Annotated in this window: 17 protein-coding genes; 14 read left to right on the forward strand and 3 right to left on the reverse strand. The window is 65.6% G+C overall.

What is annotated here, in order from left to right; translation table 11 throughout:
• The first annotated feature begins 176 nt into the window (after window positions 1-176).
• From ACZ41T_RS05635 to ACZ41T_RS05685, 11 genes are all read left to right on the forward strand, one after another.
• Window positions 177-1,259 (forward strand): thioredoxin family protein, encoded by a 1,083-nt coding sequence (locus tag ACZ41T_RS05635; protein WP_464923498.1) that lies wholly within the window; start codon window positions 177-179, stop codon window positions 1,257-1,259.
• Between the two features lie 344 nt (window positions 1,260-1,603).
• Complete coding sequence (locus tag ACZ41T_RS05640) at window positions 1,604-4,402, forward strand: monovalent cation/H+ antiporter subunit A (protein WP_464923499.1); 2,799 nt, start codon at window positions 1,604-1,606, stop codon at window positions 4,400-4,402.
• Window positions 4,402-4,746 carry a Na+/H+ antiporter subunit C gene (locus ACZ41T_RS05645; protein WP_464923500.1) on the forward strand — a complete coding sequence of 115 codons (345 nt, stop codon included), beginning with the start codon at window positions 4,402-4,404 and terminating at the stop codon, window positions 4,744-4,746. Before ACZ41T_RS05640 ends, ACZ41T_RS05645 begins: the two co-directional genes overlap by 1 nt.
• A complete protein-coding gene (locus ACZ41T_RS05650) occupies window positions 4,743-6,422 on the forward strand; it encodes a monovalent cation/H+ antiporter subunit D (RefSeq protein ID WP_464923501.1) in 1,680 nt (559 codons plus the stop codon). Before ACZ41T_RS05645 ends, ACZ41T_RS05650 begins: the two co-directional genes overlap by 4 nt.
• Window positions 6,419-6,916, forward strand: a complete 498-nt coding sequence (locus ACZ41T_RS05655) for a Na+/H+ antiporter subunit E (RefSeq protein ID WP_464923502.1) — start codon at window positions 6,419-6,421, stop codon at window positions 6,914-6,916. Before ACZ41T_RS05650 ends, ACZ41T_RS05655 begins: the two co-directional genes overlap by 4 nt.
• Entirely contained in the window at window positions 6,916-7,185 is a 270-nt protein-coding gene (locus ACZ41T_RS05660; protein WP_464923927.1) for a K+/H+ antiporter subunit F, read from the forward strand. The genes ACZ41T_RS05655 and ACZ41T_RS05660 overlap by 1 nt, the downstream gene beginning before the upstream one ends.
• 13 nt (window positions 7,186-7,198) lie before the next feature.
• On the forward strand, window positions 7,199-7,531 hold the full coding sequence (locus tag ACZ41T_RS05665; protein ID WP_464923503.1) for a Na+/H+ antiporter subunit G: 333 nt from the start codon (window positions 7,199-7,201) through the stop codon (window positions 7,529-7,531).
• A 162-nt stretch (window positions 7,532-7,693) separates the two neighbouring features.
• Entirely contained in the window at window positions 7,694-9,037 is a 1,344-nt protein-coding gene (locus ACZ41T_RS05670) for an NfeD family protein (RefSeq protein ID WP_464923504.1), read from the forward strand.
• A gap of 2 nt (window positions 9,038-9,039) precedes the next feature.
• Entirely contained in the window at window positions 9,040-9,798 is a 759-nt protein-coding gene (locus ACZ41T_RS05675) for a slipin family protein (RefSeq protein ID WP_464923505.1), read from the forward strand.
• Window positions 9,799-9,948: 150 nt separating this feature from the next.
• Window positions 9,949-10,614 (forward strand): Bax inhibitor-1/YccA family protein, encoded by a 666-nt coding sequence (locus ACZ41T_RS05680; protein WP_464923506.1) that lies wholly within the window; start codon window positions 9,949-9,951, stop codon window positions 10,612-10,614.
• Between the two features lie 6 nt (window positions 10,615-10,620).
• Window positions 10,621-11,418 (forward strand): TatD family hydrolase, encoded by a 798-nt coding sequence (locus ACZ41T_RS05685; RefSeq protein ID WP_464923507.1) that lies wholly within the window; start codon window positions 10,621-10,623, stop codon window positions 11,416-11,418.
• 64 nt (window positions 11,419-11,482) lie between these two features.
• Here the strand turns inward: ACZ41T_RS05685 and ACZ41T_RS05690 are convergent, their stop codons facing one another.
• Genes ACZ41T_RS05690 through ACZ41T_RS05700 form a run of 3 tightly spaced genes read right to left on the reverse strand, consistent with a single transcriptional unit; the run spans window position 11,483 to window position 13,389 of the window.
• Window positions 11,483-11,953, reverse strand: a complete 471-nt coding sequence (locus ACZ41T_RS05690) for a methyltransferase family protein (RefSeq protein WP_464923508.1) — start codon at window positions 11,951-11,953, stop codon at window positions 11,483-11,485.
• A 12-nt stretch (window positions 11,954-11,965) separates the two neighbouring features.
• Complete coding sequence (folE, locus tag ACZ41T_RS05695) at window positions 11,966-12,607, reverse strand: GTP cyclohydrolase I FolE (protein WP_464923509.1); 642 nt, start codon at window positions 12,605-12,607, stop codon at window positions 11,966-11,968.
• Window positions 12,607-13,389, reverse strand: coding sequence for a dienelactone hydrolase family protein (locus ACZ41T_RS05700; RefSeq protein WP_464923510.1), 783 nt, complete (start codon window positions 13,387-13,389; stop codon window positions 12,607-12,609). Before ACZ41T_RS05700 ends, folE begins: the two co-directional genes overlap by 1 nt.
• Window positions 13,390-13,558: 169 nt before the next feature.
• On the opposite strand from ACZ41T_RS05700, the gene ACZ41T_RS05705 reads away from it, so the two are divergent.
• From ACZ41T_RS05705 to ACZ41T_RS05715, 3 genes are all read left to right on the forward strand, one after another.
• Entirely contained in the window at window positions 13,559-14,281 is a 723-nt protein-coding gene (locus tag ACZ41T_RS05705) for an rRNA pseudouridine synthase (RefSeq protein ID WP_464923511.1), read from the forward strand.
• A 418-nt stretch (window positions 14,282-14,699) separates the two neighbouring features.
• On the forward strand, window positions 14,700-15,131 hold the full coding sequence (locus tag ACZ41T_RS05710) for a YybH family protein (RefSeq protein ID WP_464923512.1): 432 nt from the start codon (window positions 14,700-14,702) through the stop codon (window positions 15,129-15,131).
• A 123-nt stretch (window positions 15,132-15,254) separates the two neighbouring features.
• On the forward strand, window positions 15,255-16,628 hold the full coding sequence (locus ACZ41T_RS05715) for a phosphomannomutase/phosphoglucomutase (RefSeq protein WP_464923513.1): 1,374 nt from the start codon (window positions 15,255-15,257) through the stop codon (window positions 16,626-16,628).

Genomic DNA, 16,628 nt, shown 5'->3' on the forward strand with positions numbered 1-16,628 from the left:
ATGACGGTGGGGCGCGGTCTGAAGTTTGTTTGGCCGAAAAGTGATGGCGACGCACGGAACAAGGCCTGAATTTCCGGCCACCTGTTGACTTGAAAGTCTAACCTATTGAGCCTGCCCGCCTGATCACCTGCTGCGATTGCCATCGACAATGCCGATGGCAACGGACGGAGAACCTCATGATGATAAAACGCTTTCTACCTGCTGTGCTGGGCTTGCTCGCGGCTTTTTCCGTGCAGGCTGCGGAACCGGCTCCAACTGCCCGGGTGGGCGCCTACTACGGCAGCAAGGCAACCGAATATCCAGCCTGGTTCAAGGCCAGCTTCCTGGACCTGCGGGAAGACATCGACGAGGCGCGAAAAAAAGGCAAGCGCGTCATCCTGATGTTCACCCAGGACGGCTGCCCGTATTGCTCGGCGCTGGTGGAGCGCAATCTGTCGCAGCGCGAGATCGAGGCCACGATGAGGGAGAAGTTCGACGTCGTCGCGGTCAACATCTGGGGCGACCGCGAGGTCGTCGGGCTGGACGGCAAGCCTTACACGGAAAAGAGCTACAGCGCGGCGCTGAAGATCCAGTTCACCCCCAGCCTGCTGTTTTTCGACGAAGCAGGCAAAACCGTCCTGCGGCTCAACGGCTATGTGCCGCCGGCACGCATGCAGGCCGCGCTCGACTGGGTCGGCGGACGCCATGAAAGCCGGGTCGCCTTCCGCGATTTCGTCGCCGCGCGCGAAGTGCCCAAAAAACAGGCCTCGGGCGAGATGATCGGGGAGGACTTCTTCCTGAAAAACGCCACCGATCTGCGACGCCGCGGCAAAGCGGCCAAGCCGCTCGCGGTGTTCTTCGAGCAGAAGGACTGCCCCGACTGCGAGGTGCTGCATCGCCGCGTGCTGGCCGACCCGCAAACCCGCGAGCTCATCGCCAGGTTCGACAACGTGCAGCTCGACATGTGGTCGCGCGACCTCATCACAACGCCGCAAGGCCAGCGCGTGACGGTGCGCGACTGGGTGCGCCAGCTTGGCGTCAACTACGCCCCCGGCATCGTCCTGTTCGACCCTGCCGGCAAGGAAGTCATCCGCTGGGAATCGTCTTTCCGCGTGTTCCATACCCTCGGCATGTTCGATTACGTCGCGTCGGGCGAACACCTCAGGGAGGCCAACTTCCAGCGCTTCCTGTCCGCCAGGACCGAGCACATCCGCGAATCCGGCCGCGACGTGAATATCTGGCGCTACGCGGACGAACCCGTCGCTCCCCCCGTACCCTGAGCAGCGCCACGGCAGGCCGGTGCCTGGCGATCCGGCACGCGCGCGAACGCTGGCCGATGCCTTGCCGGCATCCGGCGCTCCTGCGCAGATGCGGCGGGAAAGATGGCTCCAGAACTACTTTGAGCAGTTTGGGTGTTGGTGCTGTTGTCGACACTGCTGTCCTCGGGAACGATGTCCGCACGCCCTGGATCGTCCCTGCCCGTCCATTCCCCGTTTCGCATTTCCTGGCCTCGACTGAACCGCGCAACGCACTGCCCATGCCCGGCGCGGACTCATGGCGGTGCAACTCACGCTAGAATGACCGCGTTTTCCGCCGCCCGCCGGACCCCATCCCGATTCCATCGATGACGCTGTTCTTCGCTGTACTGACCCCGTTCGTGGGCGCGGCCCTGGTTGCGCTGGCGTCCCGCCTCGGCCGTTCACATTCCGCGTGGGCGGCGGGCGCGGTCACGCTGGCGGCAATCGCCTGGCTGGCGCCTTCGCTGCACCTGCCGTTCGACGGCGCCACGCTGATCCAGCAGCACGACTGGCTGCCCGCCCTGGGGCTCAATCTCACTTTCCGTCTCGACGGCCTGGCGTTGCTGTTCGCCGGGCTCATTCTCGGCATCGGCCTGTTGATCGTGCTGTACGCCCGCTACTACCTGTCCGAGCGCGACAGCATGGGGCGCTTCTACAGCTATCTGATGCTGTTCATGGGTTCGATGCTCGGCATCGTGCTGTCGGAAAACCTGATCCAGCTGCTGATTTTCTGGGAGCTGACCAGCCTGTCGTCGTTCCTGCTGATCAGCTACTGGCAGCACCGCGAGGAGGCTCGCCACGGTGCGCGCATGGCGCTGGCGGTGACCGGCCTGGGCGGCTTTGCGCTGCTGGGCGGCTTTCTGCTGCTGGGTCACATCGTCGGCAGCTACGAGCTGTCCGTGGTGCTCGCCTCGGGCGACCTGATCCGCGCCCATCCGCTCTATGTGCCCACGCTGCTGCTGGTGCTGCTCGGCGTCTTCACCAAGTCGGCGCAGTTCCCCTTCCATTTCTGGCTGCCGCACGCGATGGCCGCGCCCACCCCGGTGTCGGCCTACCTGCATTCGGCGACCATGGTGAAGGCCGGCGTGTTTCTGCTGGCGCGGCTGTATCCGGCGCTGTCCGGCACCGCCGAATGGTTCTGGCTGGTCTCCGGCGTCGGGCTCACCACGCTGCTGCTCGGCGCCTACGTCGCGCTGTTCAAGCACGATCTCAAGGGGCTGCTGGCGTATTCGACCATCAGCCACCTCGGCCTGATCACGCTGCTGTTCGGCCTGTCGACGCCGCTGGCGGCGGTGGCCGGCGTGTTCCATATCATCAACCACGCCACCTTCAAGGCTTCGCTGTTCATGGCCGCCGGCATCATCGACCACGAGACGGGCACCCGCGACATGCGGCGGCTGCATGGCTTGTGGGCCTTCATGCCCTACACCGCGACGCTGGCGATGGTGGCCGCCGCGGCGATGGCCGGGGTGCCGCTGATGAACGGCTTTCTGTCGAAGGAAATGTTTTTCGCCGAGGCGATGCACATTTCCGGCAGCTATATCGGCGGCTGGCTGCTGCCCGCGCTGGCGACGCTGGCCGGCGCGCTGGGGGTGGCTTACTCGATCCGCTTCATCCACGACGTATTCTTCAACGGCGCGCCGGTGGACCTGCCGCGCACGCCGCACGGACCGCCGCGCTGGATGAAGGTGCCGGTGGAAATCCTGGTCGTGCTGTGCCTGGCGGTCGGCATCACACCCGCGCTCACCGTCGCGCCGCTGCTGGCGGTGGCGGCGCAGAGCACGCTGCAGGCGCCGCTGCCCGACTATCACTTGGCGCTGTGGCACGGCGTCAATCCGGCCCTGGTCATGAGTCTGATCGCGTTGGCCGGCGGCACGCTGATTTACCTGGTACGCCGCCCGCTGTTCGCCTGGCACGAGCGCGGCCTCGGCCGGCTCGACGCGCGCATCGCCTACAACGCCCTGCTGGAGGGGCTGTTCGCGCTGGCGCGCGGCATCACCCGCCTGCTCGACACCGGCTCGCTGCAGCGCCAGGTGTTGTTCCTGCTGGCAGCCGCACTGGCGCTGGGGATCGCACCGTGGCTGGCGGGCGGCACGCCGCTGGCCGGCAGCCGTAGCGGCCTGCCGCTCGACCCCGTCAGCCTCACCGCCGCCGGCACCCTGATCGTCGCCACGCTCGCCACCGTGTGGTGGCACCGGCAGCGCTTCATCGCGCTGGTCACGATCGGTGTGGTGGGGCTGGTGGTGGCGCTCGTCTTCGTCAAGTTCTCCGCGCCCGACCTCGCGCTGACCCAGCTGTCGGTGGAGGTCGTCACCATTGTCCTGCTGCTGCTGGCGCTCTACTTCCTGCCGCAGCACGCCGCGCCGGAAAAAAACCGCGCGCGGCTCTGGCGCGACGGCACCATCGCCCTGACGGCGGGGGGCGGCACCGCCGCGCTGGCGTGGGCGGTGCTGACCCGGCCCTACGACACCATCGCCGGCTATTTCCTGGCGAACAGCGTGCCGGGTGGCGGCGGCGGCAACGTGGTGAATGTCATCCTGGTCGACTTCCGCGGCTACGACACGCTGGGCGAAATCACCGTGCTGGCGCTGGCCGGGCTCGGCATCGTGGCGATGCTGCAGGGCCTGCAGCTGGCGGCGCCCAACCGCGACGACGCCGGGCGCCCGTGGGATGCCGACGCCTATCCGGTCATCATGGCCACGCTGACCCGCATCCTGCTGCCGCTGGCGCTGCTGGTCGCGGTGTTCATCCTCTTGCGCGGCCACAACCAGCCGGGCGGCGGCTTCATCGCCGGCCTCATCACTGCGGTTGCGCTGATCGTGCAATATCTCGCCAACGGCGCGGTATGGACGCACCGGCGCATGGCGTCCGACAGTCACCCGCTGGTCGCCTGGGGGCTGGGGATCGCCGCCTTCACCGGGCTGGCGAGCTGGCTGTTCGGCTATCCCTTCCTCACCTCGACCTTCGGCCACCTAAACTGGCCCATCGTCGGCGAATTCGAGCTGGCCTCGGCGATGACGTTCGACCTCGGTGTGTATCTCGTCGTCGTCGGCGCCACGCTGATGATCCTGACCAATCTCGGCGGCCTGCACAATGCACCGCCCAAACACAGGCAACAGCACTGATGGAAGCGCTCATCGCACTCGTCATCGGCGTGCTCACCGCAGGCGGCGTGTTCCTCGCGCTGCGCGGCCAGACCTTTCCGGTGGTGCTGGGACTCACCCTGATGTCCTACGCCGTCAATCTGTTCCTGTTCGTCATGGGCCGGCTCGCCATCGGCGTGCCGCCGGTGATCAGCGCCGCGGCCGAGGGCTACACCGACCCGCTGCCGCAGGCGCTGGTGCTCACCGCCATCGTGATCAGCTTCGGCATGACCGCCTTCGTCATCGTGCTGGCGCTGAAGGCGCGCGCCGAGCTGGGCAACGACCATGTCGACGGCCTGCAGCATGAAGAGGACCGGCCCGCATGAACTGGCTCGATCATCTGCCCATCCTGCCGGTGGTGCTGCCACTACTTAGCGGGATTGTTTTACTTGTGCTGCGCCAAGACCGCCCACAGGGCGAGCGTCTGGCGGTGTCCTCCTTGCGAGATCTGCGCAATCGTTCGTTGTCACTGCAACGTGGCATCAGCCTGCTCGCCGCGCTGGCGCTGGTCCCACTGGCAATCGCTCTGCTCCAGACCGCCAGCGACGGTACGCATCTGGTCTACGCACTCGGCAACTGGGCCGCGCCCTACGGCATCGTGCTGGTAGTCGATCGCCTGGCGGCATGGATGCTGCTGACGACCGCGCTGCTGGCGGTGTTCGCGCTGCTGTATGCGATCCGCGGCAGCGATACCGAAGGCCGCCACTTCCACGTGCTGTTCCAGCTGCAACTGTTCGGCCTCAACGGCGCCTTCCTCACCGGCGACCTGTTCAACCTGTTCGTCTTCTTCGAGATCCTGCTGCTCGCCTCCTACGGCCTGCTGCTGCACGGCGGCGGCCGCAAACGGGTCAAGGCGGGGCTGCATTTCGTCGTCGTCAACCTGGTCGGCTCGACGCTGTTCCTGTTCGCCGTCGGCACCCTGTACGGCGTCACCGGCACACTCAACATGGCCGACCTCGCGGTGAAGCTCGCGGCGACGACGCCGGACAACCTGGCACTGGTGCAATCCGCCGGCCTGCTGCTGTTCGCCGTGTTCGCGCTGAAGGCCGCGCTGCTGCCGCTCTATCTGTGGCTGCCCGCGGCCTACGCCCACACCAGCGCGCCGGTGGCGGCGCTGTTCGCCATCATGACCAAGGTCGGCGCCTACTGCATCCTGCGCGTCTATACCCTGATGTTCGGCGACGACGCCGGGCCGGTCGCCAACCTGCTCGACCCCTGGCTCGCCCCGCTGGCGCTGGCGACGCTCACGCTCGGCATGCTCGGCGCGGTGGCCAGCACCACGCTGCGGCAGCAGGCAGCCTACCTGGTGGTGGCCTCGATCGGCAGCCTGCTGCTGGCCTTCGGCCTCGGCAGCACGGATGCAATCGCCGCCGGCCTGTACTACCTGCCGCATTCCGTCTTCGCCGCGGCCGCGCTGTTCCTGTTGGCCGATTCGATCGGTCGCGCGCGCGGCGAATTTGCCGACCGCTTCGAATCCGGCCCCGAGATGCCCGGTGCGCGCGTGCTGGGCGGGCTGTTCTTCGTCGCCGCCATGGCCATCGCCGGACTACCGCCGCTGTCGGGTTTCCTCGGCAAATTCATGCTGCTCAAAGCCGCGCTCGACTCGCCGCTGCTGCCCTGGGTGTGGAGCGTGGTGCTCGCCACCGGACTGGCGGCCATGATCGCGCTGGCGAGGAGCGGCAGCCTGCTGTTCTACCGCACCCACAACAGCCCGCACGAGCCGGGGTTGCTGACGCCGCCGACCGCCGCTGCGCTGGCCCCCGTCGCCGGCCTGCTGCTGCTGGTCGCAGGCCTGGTGATCTGGGCCGGGCCGCTATCAGGCTACGCCAGCGCCACCGCAACGCAGCTGCTGGCGCCGCAGCAGTACATCGAAGCCGTTCTGGGAACTGCCTCGCTCGAAGAGCGTGCACCCGCAAGGGGTACGCCGGCGGATTCCCCGCTGCTGGGCAGCGACCCTTCCGCAGCGTCTGGCGCCATACCCCTTGAAGGAGTCACGCCATGAGACGTCTGCTGCCGCACCCGCTGCTGACCGCCTCGCTCGTCATTCTGTGGCTGCTGCTGGTCAACCAGCTGACTGCCGGCCACGTCGTGCTGGGCGCGCTGCTTGGCTGGCTGATTCCTTTAGCCACATCGAGCTTCTGGCCGGAGCGCATCCACATCCGCCACCCGCTCACCCTGCTGCGCTTCCTCATCGTATTCGTCATCGACATCGTGCGCGGCAGCTTCCTTGTCGCCTGGCTGATCCTGCGGGGGCCCAAGCACCTGCGTCCGGTTTTCGTCGCGGTGCCGCTGGCGCTCGAAACCGATCTCGCCATCAGCCTTCTGGCCAACACCATCTCGCTGACGCCGGGCACAGTGTCGGCAAAACTGAGCGCGGACAAGCGCACGCTGATCGTGCACACGATCGACACCGGCGACGCCGCAGCGCTGGTCGCCGAAATCAAGCAACGTTACGAAACGCCGCTAAAAAAAATCTTTGAAGATGGGAGCGAATGATGCTGGAAACCGTCATCCCGATCGCCTTCACGCTGGTCAGCCTGGCCTTCCTGCTGAGCTTCTGGCGTTTGCTGCGGGGTCCAGACGCCCCCGACCGCATCCTCGCGCTCGACACCCTCTACGTGGACACCATCGCACTGCTGGTGCTGCTCGGCATCCACCTCGGCAGCGCCATCTATTTCGAAGCGGCGCTACTGATCGCGATGATGGGCTTCGTCGGCACCGTGGCGCTGTGCAAATACCTGCTGCGCGGCGACATCATCGAATGAGGATCGGGCAACCATGATCGACATCCTGCTCTCCCTCCTGATTCTCACCGGCGCGATCTTCACCTTCGTCGGTTCGCTCGGCCTGGCCCGACTGCGCGACTTCTACACCCGCCTACACGGTCCCACCAAGGCCACCACGCTGGGCGTCGGCTGTCTGCTGATCGCCTCCGCCCTGTTCTTCAGCGTACGCGACGAAGGGGTCAGCCTGCACGAGGTGCTGGTGACGCTGTTCCTCTTCATCACCGCGCCGGTCTCCGCCCACCTGCTCGCCAAGGCGGCGCTGCACCTGAAGGTCAAATCGCTCGCCCCGACGCCGGCACTGGATACCGACACCCCGCCAGATTGACCCGAACTGAAATTCCTCCCTGATGCGGGATCAAGACGCAAACGCGAAGGCACACGGCTCCAGGTTTCTTCGCGCTCCTTCGCGTCCTTCGCGGATAACGGGATTTCAACATCACCCATCCCGGCCCGGGGCAAGCCTGCTTTTTCGGTCTAAAGTGAAGCCATGGCCAACCTGCTTCGCTTCCTGTCGCGCCTTATCCTGCCCGCCTGCCTGATCCTGGGGCTGGTCGCGCCTGCCGGCGCGGCGATGGTGCGGGTGCTGACGGTACAGGGCGCGATCAGCCCGGCCAGCACGGACTACCTGTTGCGCGGCATGACCAAGGCGATCGGGGACCAGGCGCATCTGATCGTGATCGAGATGGACACGCCGGGCGGTCTCGACACCGCGATGCGCGACATCATCAAGGCCATCCTCGCCTCACCGGTCCCGGTCGCCACCTATGTCTCGCCCAGGGGCGCCCGCGCCGCCAGTGCCGGCACCTACATCCTGTACGCCAGCCACATCGCGGCGATGGCACCGGCAACCAATCTGGGGGCGGCAACGCCGGTCGAACTGGCACCGACCGGCGGCGGCGACAAACCCGACGCCGCCAAACCTGCCAACGTTCCGCCGCCGGGCGATCCCAAGATGCGCAAGGCGATACACGATGCGGCGGCCTATATCCGCGGGCTGGCCGAACTGCGCGGACGCAATGCCGAGTGGGCCGAGCGGGCGGTGCGCGAAGCCGTCAGCCTGTCTGCCTCCGAGGCGCTGGAACTGAAAGTAATCGACCTGGTGGCGACCGACCTCGACGACCTGCTGAAACAGGTCAATGGCCGCGTCATCCAGATGGACGGCCAGACACTGACCCTCGACACCACCAATGCCGTCATCGAACGCGTCCAGCCCGACTGGCGCAGCCGCCTGCTGTCGGTCATCGGCGACCCCGGCATCGCCTACATTCTGATGCTGCTCGGCATCTACGGGCTGATCTACGAATTTTCCAACCCCGGCATGCTGTTTCCCGGCGTGGTCGGCGGCATCTGCCTGCTGCTCGCACTGTTCGCGCTGCAGGTCATGCCGATCAGCTATGCCGGGCTGGCATTGATCATCCTCGGCATTGTCCTGATGATTGCTGAGGCCTTTGTACCCAGCTTCGGCGCGCTGGGGCTGGGCGGACTCACCGCCTTCGTCATCGGCTCGGTGATGCTGATCGACACCAACGTTCCCGGCTACGGCATTCCGTGGGTGCTGATTATCCCGGTGGCGGTGATCAGCGGCCTGTTCAGCTTCTTTGTCGTCGGCATGGCGCTCAAGGCACGCGCGCGGCCGGTGGTGACCGGTGCCGAGGAAATGGTCGGCGCCCGCGGTGAAATCCTCGACGACATGGAACACGAGGGCTGGGCCCGCATCCACAGCGAGCAGTGGCGGGTGCGCAGCAGCGTGCCGCTGAAGCGCGGCAGCCGGGTGCGGGTGCGGGCTCGCCACGACCTGATTCTGGACGTTGAACCCTTGCAAGGAGAATGATCATGTTTGAATTCGGCGGCATCACCATCGTCTTTATTGTCGTCGCGCTGCTGGTTTCCAGCATCCGCATCCTGCGCGAATACGAGCGCGGCGTGGTGTTCATGCTCGGGCGCTTCTGGAAGGTGAAAGGACCGGGGCTAATCCTCATCATTCCCGGCATCCAGCAAATGGTGCGGGTGGATCTGCGCACCGTGGTGTTCGACGTGCCGAGCCAGGATGTGATCTCACGCGACAACGTCTCGGTCAAGGTCAACGCCGTGGTGTATTTCCGCGTCATCGACCCGGCCAAGTCGATCCTGCAGGTGGAGGACTACCTCAATGCCACCAGCCAGCTGGCGCAGACCACACTGCGCTCGGTACTGGGCAAGCACGAACTCGATCAGATGCTGGCCGAACGGGAAACCCTCAACACCGATATCCAGCAGGCACTGGACACGCAGACCGACGCCTGGGGCATCAAAGTCTCCAACGTCGAGATCAAGCATGTCGACATCGACGAAACCATGGTGCGCGCGATCGCCAAACAGGCGGAAGCCGAGCGCGAACGGCGTGCCAAGATCATTCATGCCGAAGGTGAACTACAGGCCTCGGAAAAGCTTCTTGCCGCCGCCGAAGTTCTTTCCGGCCGGCCACAGGCGATGCAGTTGCGCTATCTGCAGACACTCTCCCTCATCGCCGGCGACAAGACCAATACCATTGTCTTTCCAATGCCGGGCGAGCTGATGAACCTCATGATGCGCGACACAAAACCCGGCGAGTAACGGCGTGCACGCGCAACCCCTGCGGCCGCAGGGTGGAAACTGCCGCCGCATCCCGGTATGCTCACCCCAAACCCGAAGCACTCGGGAACCTGTGCCCGCTACAACACTCTGTACTGGCACTGCCGTTTTCAATTCACGTGAGGAAACCACATGAACCCGCAAGTCACCACCCTCGGCCGCAGCCAGTCTGCGGTAGCCTCGACCAACAAGGTCGTCAAGAACACCTACATGCTGCTGTCGATGACGCTGGCATTCTCCGCGCTCACCGCCGGCCTGTCGATGTCGCTGAACCTGCCGCACCCCGGCATGATCATCACCCTGGTCGGCTATTTCGGTCTGTTGTTCCTGACCACCAAGTTCCGCGACAGCGGCCTCGGCATCGCCTTCGTGTTCGCGCTCACCGGCTTCATGGGCTACACGCTCGGCCCCATCCTCAACGCCTATCTGTCGCTGCCCAACGGCACCCAGGTGGTGATGATGGCGATGGGCGGCACCGCCGCGATCTTCCTCGGCCTGTCGGCCTACGTGATGACCACCCGCAAAGACTTCAGCTTCATGGGCGGATTCCTCATGGTTGGCATCCTGGTCGCTTTCCTCGCAGGTATCGGTGCGATCTTCTTCAACATGCCCGGCCTGTCGCTGGCAGTGTCCGCGATGTTCGTGCTCTTGATGTCCGGCCTCATCCTGTACGAGACCAGCAACATCATCCACGGCGGCGAGACCAATTACATCATGGCGACGGTCACGCTGTTCGTCGCGATCTTCAACCTGTTCACCAGCCTGCTGCACCTGCTGGGCTTTGCCAGCAACGACTGAACCTTGATGGCAGCAGCAAACGAAACGGCGTCTTCCAGGGCGCCGTTTTTTATCGATACCCACTGCCATCTCGATGCGGCAGAGTTTAATGCCGACCGCGATGCCGAGTACGCGCGCGCCGTCGCCGGCGGCGTCACCACGCTGGTGATTCCCAGCGTCAGCCGCGAGGGCTTCGCCGCGGTGGCCGCAACCTGCGCGCGCTACCCCGGCTGCCTGCCGGCATGGGGGCTGCACCCGATGTACATCGGCGTGCACCACCCCGCGCACCTGGCGGACCTGCGCGCGCAGGTCGAGACGCAGCGCCCGGTGGCGATCGGCGAAATCGGGCTCGACCGTTTCGTCGACCTCGACTATCCGACCCAGGAGTATTTCTGCATCGCACAACTCAAGATCGCGCGCGAATTCGACCTGCCGGTATTGCTGCACTGCCGCCGCGCCAACGACGACCTGCTCAAGCATCTGCGCAGGATCGGCGTGCGCGGCGGCATCGCCCATGCATTCAACGGCAGTCCGCAACAGGCGGACGTATTCATCAAGCTGGGGTTCAAGCTGGGATTCGGCGGCGCCTTCACCTGGCCGCGCGCCAACAACCTGCGGCGACTGGCGGTCGACCTGCCGCTGGAGGCGATCGTGCTGGAAACCGACAGTCCCGACATGCCGCCGGTATGGGTCGGGCGTGGCCGCAATGCGCCCGGCGAATTGCCGCGCATCGCGCAGACCCTGGCCGAACTGCGCGGAATTGACCTGGCCACCGTGGCGCAGGCCACCACGCGCAACGCCCACGAACTATTCGGCCTGGCTTAAGGGTGCGTCAGCTGGCGAAATTCCCCACCACTGCCCGGCGGCGGAGGACATTCGGCGCAGGACCTTACAGCCATCGCCGCACCCGTGCTTGATACTCGCGGTAGGCGTCACCGAAGCGGGCGTGCAGGTGCGCTTCCTCGTGGCGGATCACGCCGTAGCGCAGCATGGCCCAGATCAGTGGCGCGAACAGCAGCGGCCATACCGTGGCCAGCAGCAGCGACACCCCGGCGAAGATGAACCAGTCGCCGACATAGATCGGATTACGGCTGAAGCGAAACGGCCCGCCGATGCACAGGCTGGACGCCGCCTTATAGGGGTTGACCGTGGTGCGATGGCGCCAGAAGGTCACCAGCGTCCAGATGAACAACGCCAGCCCGATGCCAATCAGCAGCCAACCCAGCGGCCGCGTCGCCGTGCCCCAGTCCCATGTCAAGGCCAGAAAGTTGTGGTCCAGCCACCAGCCGCCAAGCAGCGCCGCGGCATAGGGCGCGGGCGGCAATACCCGTGTGGCCGGCTTGTGGGAAGGGAAAGCCATGCGGGAAGCCTCCTATCGCAAGTCGGACTGCGCCACCGCGTGCAGGAACTCGTTGCGCATCTGGTCGCTGTCGCGGAAGCAGCCGGTGAACGCCTGCGTGACGACCCGCTCGTCGCCGCGCCGGTCTTCACCCAGCAACAGGCACAACTGTTCGGCCTCGACGATGCAGGCCGCGCCCAGCGCCTGCCCGTGCGTCACCAGCGCCTCGGCGATGTCGCGCGTCATCCATTCCTGGTAGGTGAAGCGGTGGCCGATGGCATCGACCATGCGCGCGATGCGGCCGAAGCCGTGCAGCCGCCCGCCGGGAATGTAGGCCACGTGCGCCACCCCGCGAAACGGCACCAGGTGATGCGGGCACACGCCGTGCACCGCGATGCCGCGTACCACCACCATGTCGTCGCGGTCGTCGGCAAAACCCTCGCCCAGCGCGACGGCGGGTTCGATCGCGTAGCCGCCGAGCAGGCGGCGCTGCCACAGCTCGCGCACCCGCTCGGCGGTGCGCCCGGTATGCACCGAATCCGGCGCCACCCCGCAGGCGACGAGCATGGCGTTGACCGCCTGCTCGAACGCGACCGGGTCGAACGGCCCGGTCTGCGGAATGCCGAGGCCGCCGCCGCGCGGCATGTGGCAGTCGTCGTGGTCGCAGTCGGCCATTATTTGAGGGTCGCCTTGAGGAACTCCAGCGTGCGCGTCCACGAATCGGTATCGGCCGCGTTGTCGTATTTGAGCGGCAGCCCGAACTGCGCAGCGTAGCTGTCGGCTTCGCGGTTGGTGAAGGTATGCTTCACTCCGGGGTAGGCCACGAACATGTAGTCGGCCTTGGCATTGTCCATCTCGGTCTTGAACGCCTCGACCTGCTCGGGCGGCACGATGGGGTCGGCCTCGCCATGGAAGATGCGCAGCTTGGTCTTGATGCCGCCTGGCTTGACCGATATATCGGTCGCCAGCACGCCGTGGTAGCTGACCGCCGATTTCAGCGGCATGCCCGAACGCACCATGTTGAGCACCACGCCGCCGCCGAAGCAGTAGCCCAGCGCGGCGATCTCGCCCTGCTTCACGTTGGGCTGCTGGTCGAGGAAGCGGCGCGCGGCATCGAAACGCGCGTAGGCCAGCGGAGGATTCTTGTTGACGCTGCCCGCCAGCGCACCGGCATCCTTCGGATTGTCGGCCACCTGGCCGCTGCCGTACATGTCGACCACCAGGGCCACATAGCCGGCCTCCGCCAGCATGCGCGCGCGCTTTCTCGCGTAATCGTTGGCGCCCCACCACTCGGGCACCACCAGCACCCCGGCGCGCTTACCGTGGACCGCATCGTCGTATGCCAGATAGCCCTTCATGACGGTATCGCCCGCCTGGTACGTGACATCTCTGCCGATCACCGCGGCGAGGGCGGAAGAGGTAAAAAACAACAATGACAGCGCAAGTGCAGTTTTCATGGGCGTCTCCGGAAGCAAGCGATCAAGCGGCGATCGGGTTAATGGGTCCAAAAGCATACCGCGCCGGCACGCGCAATAACAACCGCATTTCCACCGCGGCCATGCGCCCGTGCTGTGCACGCCGCCCGTCCGGCGTAAACTCGCGGCTCCACCCGCACGTCCGACCGCCATGACCGAACCCGTCCGCCTTGCCAAACGCGTCGCCGAACTGCGTGGCTGCTCGCGTCGCGAAGCCGAGCAGTTCATCGCCGGCGGCTGGGTGCGGGTTGACGGCATCGTCGTCGAGGAGCCGCAGTTCCGCGTCACCGACCAGCGCATCGAAATCGACCCAAGGGCCGACCCCAGCCAGACCGAACCGGTCACCCTGCTGCTGCACAAGCCGCCTGGCTATCACATGATCGACGGCGAGCCGCCCGCGTCGCAGTTGCTCACCTCCGCCAATCTGTGGACCGAGGACACCTCCGGCCTGCGTCCGCTGAAAAAACACTTCGCCCAGCTGACCCTATGCGTGCCGCTGGAAACCGACGCCAGCGGCCTCGTCGTGTTCACCCAGGACTGGCGCATCGCGCGCAAGTTGACTGAAGACGCCGCCACCCTGGAGCACGAAGTCGTCGTCGAAGTCGCGGGTGAACTGGCCGCCAACGGGCTCAAGCGGCTGAACCGGGGCATCCCTTACCACGGCAAGACCCCGCCCGCCATCAAGGTCAGCTGGCAAAACGAAACCCGCCTGCGGGTGGCGCTGAAAGGCGCTCTACCGGGACAGATCGCGCACCTGTGCGAAGCCGTCGGCCTGCAGGTGCTGTCGATGAAACGCATCCGCCTCGGCCGCGTCCCGCTGGGAAAGCTGCCGGTGGGACAGTGGCGCTACCTGCGCGGGGACGAGTGGTTTTGAGGGCGGCAGCGCGGATTGCCGTGATTTTATATCCAGGAGCCTGTCGGACTTGAAGGAAATCGGCTGCAAATCCGCCTGGCCGGTTCATATTTCGCCGCCTTCTTGGGCAATAGAACGACTATTGCCCGGCGAAACCGTCAAAATTATGTCCCGTCGGGACGGTATCCCTTGGGGCTGCCCTCGCCCAGCCGAATTTTCGCTTCGATTCTTCAAGTCCGACAGGCTCCTGGCCGCACCGACCTCTGCGTCGTCGATGACGGATCGGTCGCGTCGAACATATCCTGACGACGGCACAGCTCCGAATCGTGCTCGCTGACGACTTGCCCGCTTCCTCCGCGGTCGCAACGACGGGCTATATTCGAATGAATTGACGCCTCCCTCGCTACAATTCCGGTTGTTATCACGCAATCCGAGAGTCATGCCCGAACGCACCCACTCCACCCCCGAATCCGTCGAAGCCGCTTTCTACGCCGCCTTCGAGGCGCGCAACCTCGACGCCATGATGGCGGTGTGGGCCCTCGACGACAGCATCGCCTGCATCCATCCGCTGGCCGCGCCGCTGGACGGGCGCGCCGCCGTAGCGGCCGGCTGGCGCAGCATGTTCGAGGCCGCCGGGCAGTTCCGCGTGCAGGTCGAAGTCGCGCATGAAATACGCGAGGCCGGCCAGGTCATCCGCATCGTGCGCGAATACCTGGTCATCGGGCAGGAAGCCGAGCCGCGCCCGCCGATTCTGGCAACCAATGTGTATCGCAGGGAAGCCGACGGCTGGCGCATGGTGCTGCACCATGCCTCGCCGCTCCAGGTCGGCGGTACGCCGCCCATGCGCACCCCGCCTGCGGTGCTGCATTAAGGATCAACCCGCCAGTCCAGCCGTATTCCGCCGCTCGCATCCGGACGACGATTTCATCGATTTCGGCTGGCTGCCGGAGTGCCGACAGGTAGAATCGACGCAATATCAATCAGGGAGCGCACTGTGGAATACCCCAAGGAAATCTTCAAGGCCTACGACATTCGCGGCATCGTCGGCAAGACCTTCACGCCGGAAATCGTCGAGGCCATCGGCCACGCCATCGGTTCCGAAGCGGTGACGCGCGGCCAGCACGAAATCTGCATCGGGCGCGATGGCCGCCTGTCGGGACCCGACATGGCCGCCGCCCTGGCGCGCGGCATCCAGAAGGCCGGTATCGGCGTGGTGGACCTGGGAATGGTCGCCACGCCGATGACTTATTTCGCGGCATATCAATTGAAGACGGACAGTGCGGTGATGGTCACCGGCAGCCACAATCCACCCGACTACAACGGCCTGAAGATGGTGCTCGGCGGCGAAACCCTGTCGGGCGACACCATCCAGAAACTGCGCGAGCGGCTGGTGAACAACGATCTGGCGCACGGCGCCGGCAGCTACCGCGAATACGACATCGCCGGCGAATACCTCACGCGCATCGTCTCCGACGTCAAGCTTGCGCGCCCGATGAAGATCATCGTCGACTGCGGCAACGGCGTGCCCGGCGCATTCGCCCCCAAGCTGTACCGCGACATGGGCTGCCAGGTTGAGGAACTGTTCTGCGAGGTCGACGGCAACTTCCCCAACCACCACCCCGACCCCTCGCAGCCGAAGAACCTGCAGGACCTGATCGCCGCGCTGAAAACCAGCGACGCCGAAATCGGCTTGGCGTTCGACGGCGATGGCGACCGATTGGGCGTGGTCACCAAGGACGGCAGCATCATTTTCCCCGACCGCCAGCTGATGCTGTTCGCCGACGACGTGCTCTCCCGCAACCCCGGCGCCGAAATCATTTTCGACGTGAAATCCACGCGCAAGCTGTTCGGCTGGATCACAGACCGCGGCGGTCGCCCGCTGCTGTGGAAGACCGGGCACAGCTTCATCAAGGCCAAGATGAGGGAAACCGGCGCGCTGCTGGCCGGCGAGATGTCGGGCCACGTGTTCTTCAAGGAACGCTGGTACGGCTTCGACGACGGGATGTATGCCGGTGCGCGCCTGCTCGAATACCTGTCCAGACAGGCCGACATCGACGCCACCCTGCACGGCCTGCCCGACACGCTGAACACGCCCGAACTCAATATCAAGATGGCCGAGGGCGAGCATTACGCGCTGATGGACACGCTGCAGAAAACCGCGCGCTTCCCGGACGCCCAGGAAATCATCACCCTCGACGGCCTGCGCGTGGAATACGCCGACGGCTTCGGCCTGGCCCGCCCGTCGAACACCACGCCGGTGATCGTGCTGCGCTTCGAGGCCGACTCTGCCTCCGCGCTGGAGCGGATCCAGGCCGACTTCCGCCGCGTGTTTCACGAGGCGGCGCCCGGCCTCGTGCTGCCGTTCTGA

Source organism: Thiobacillus thiophilus (assembly GCF_055378705.1).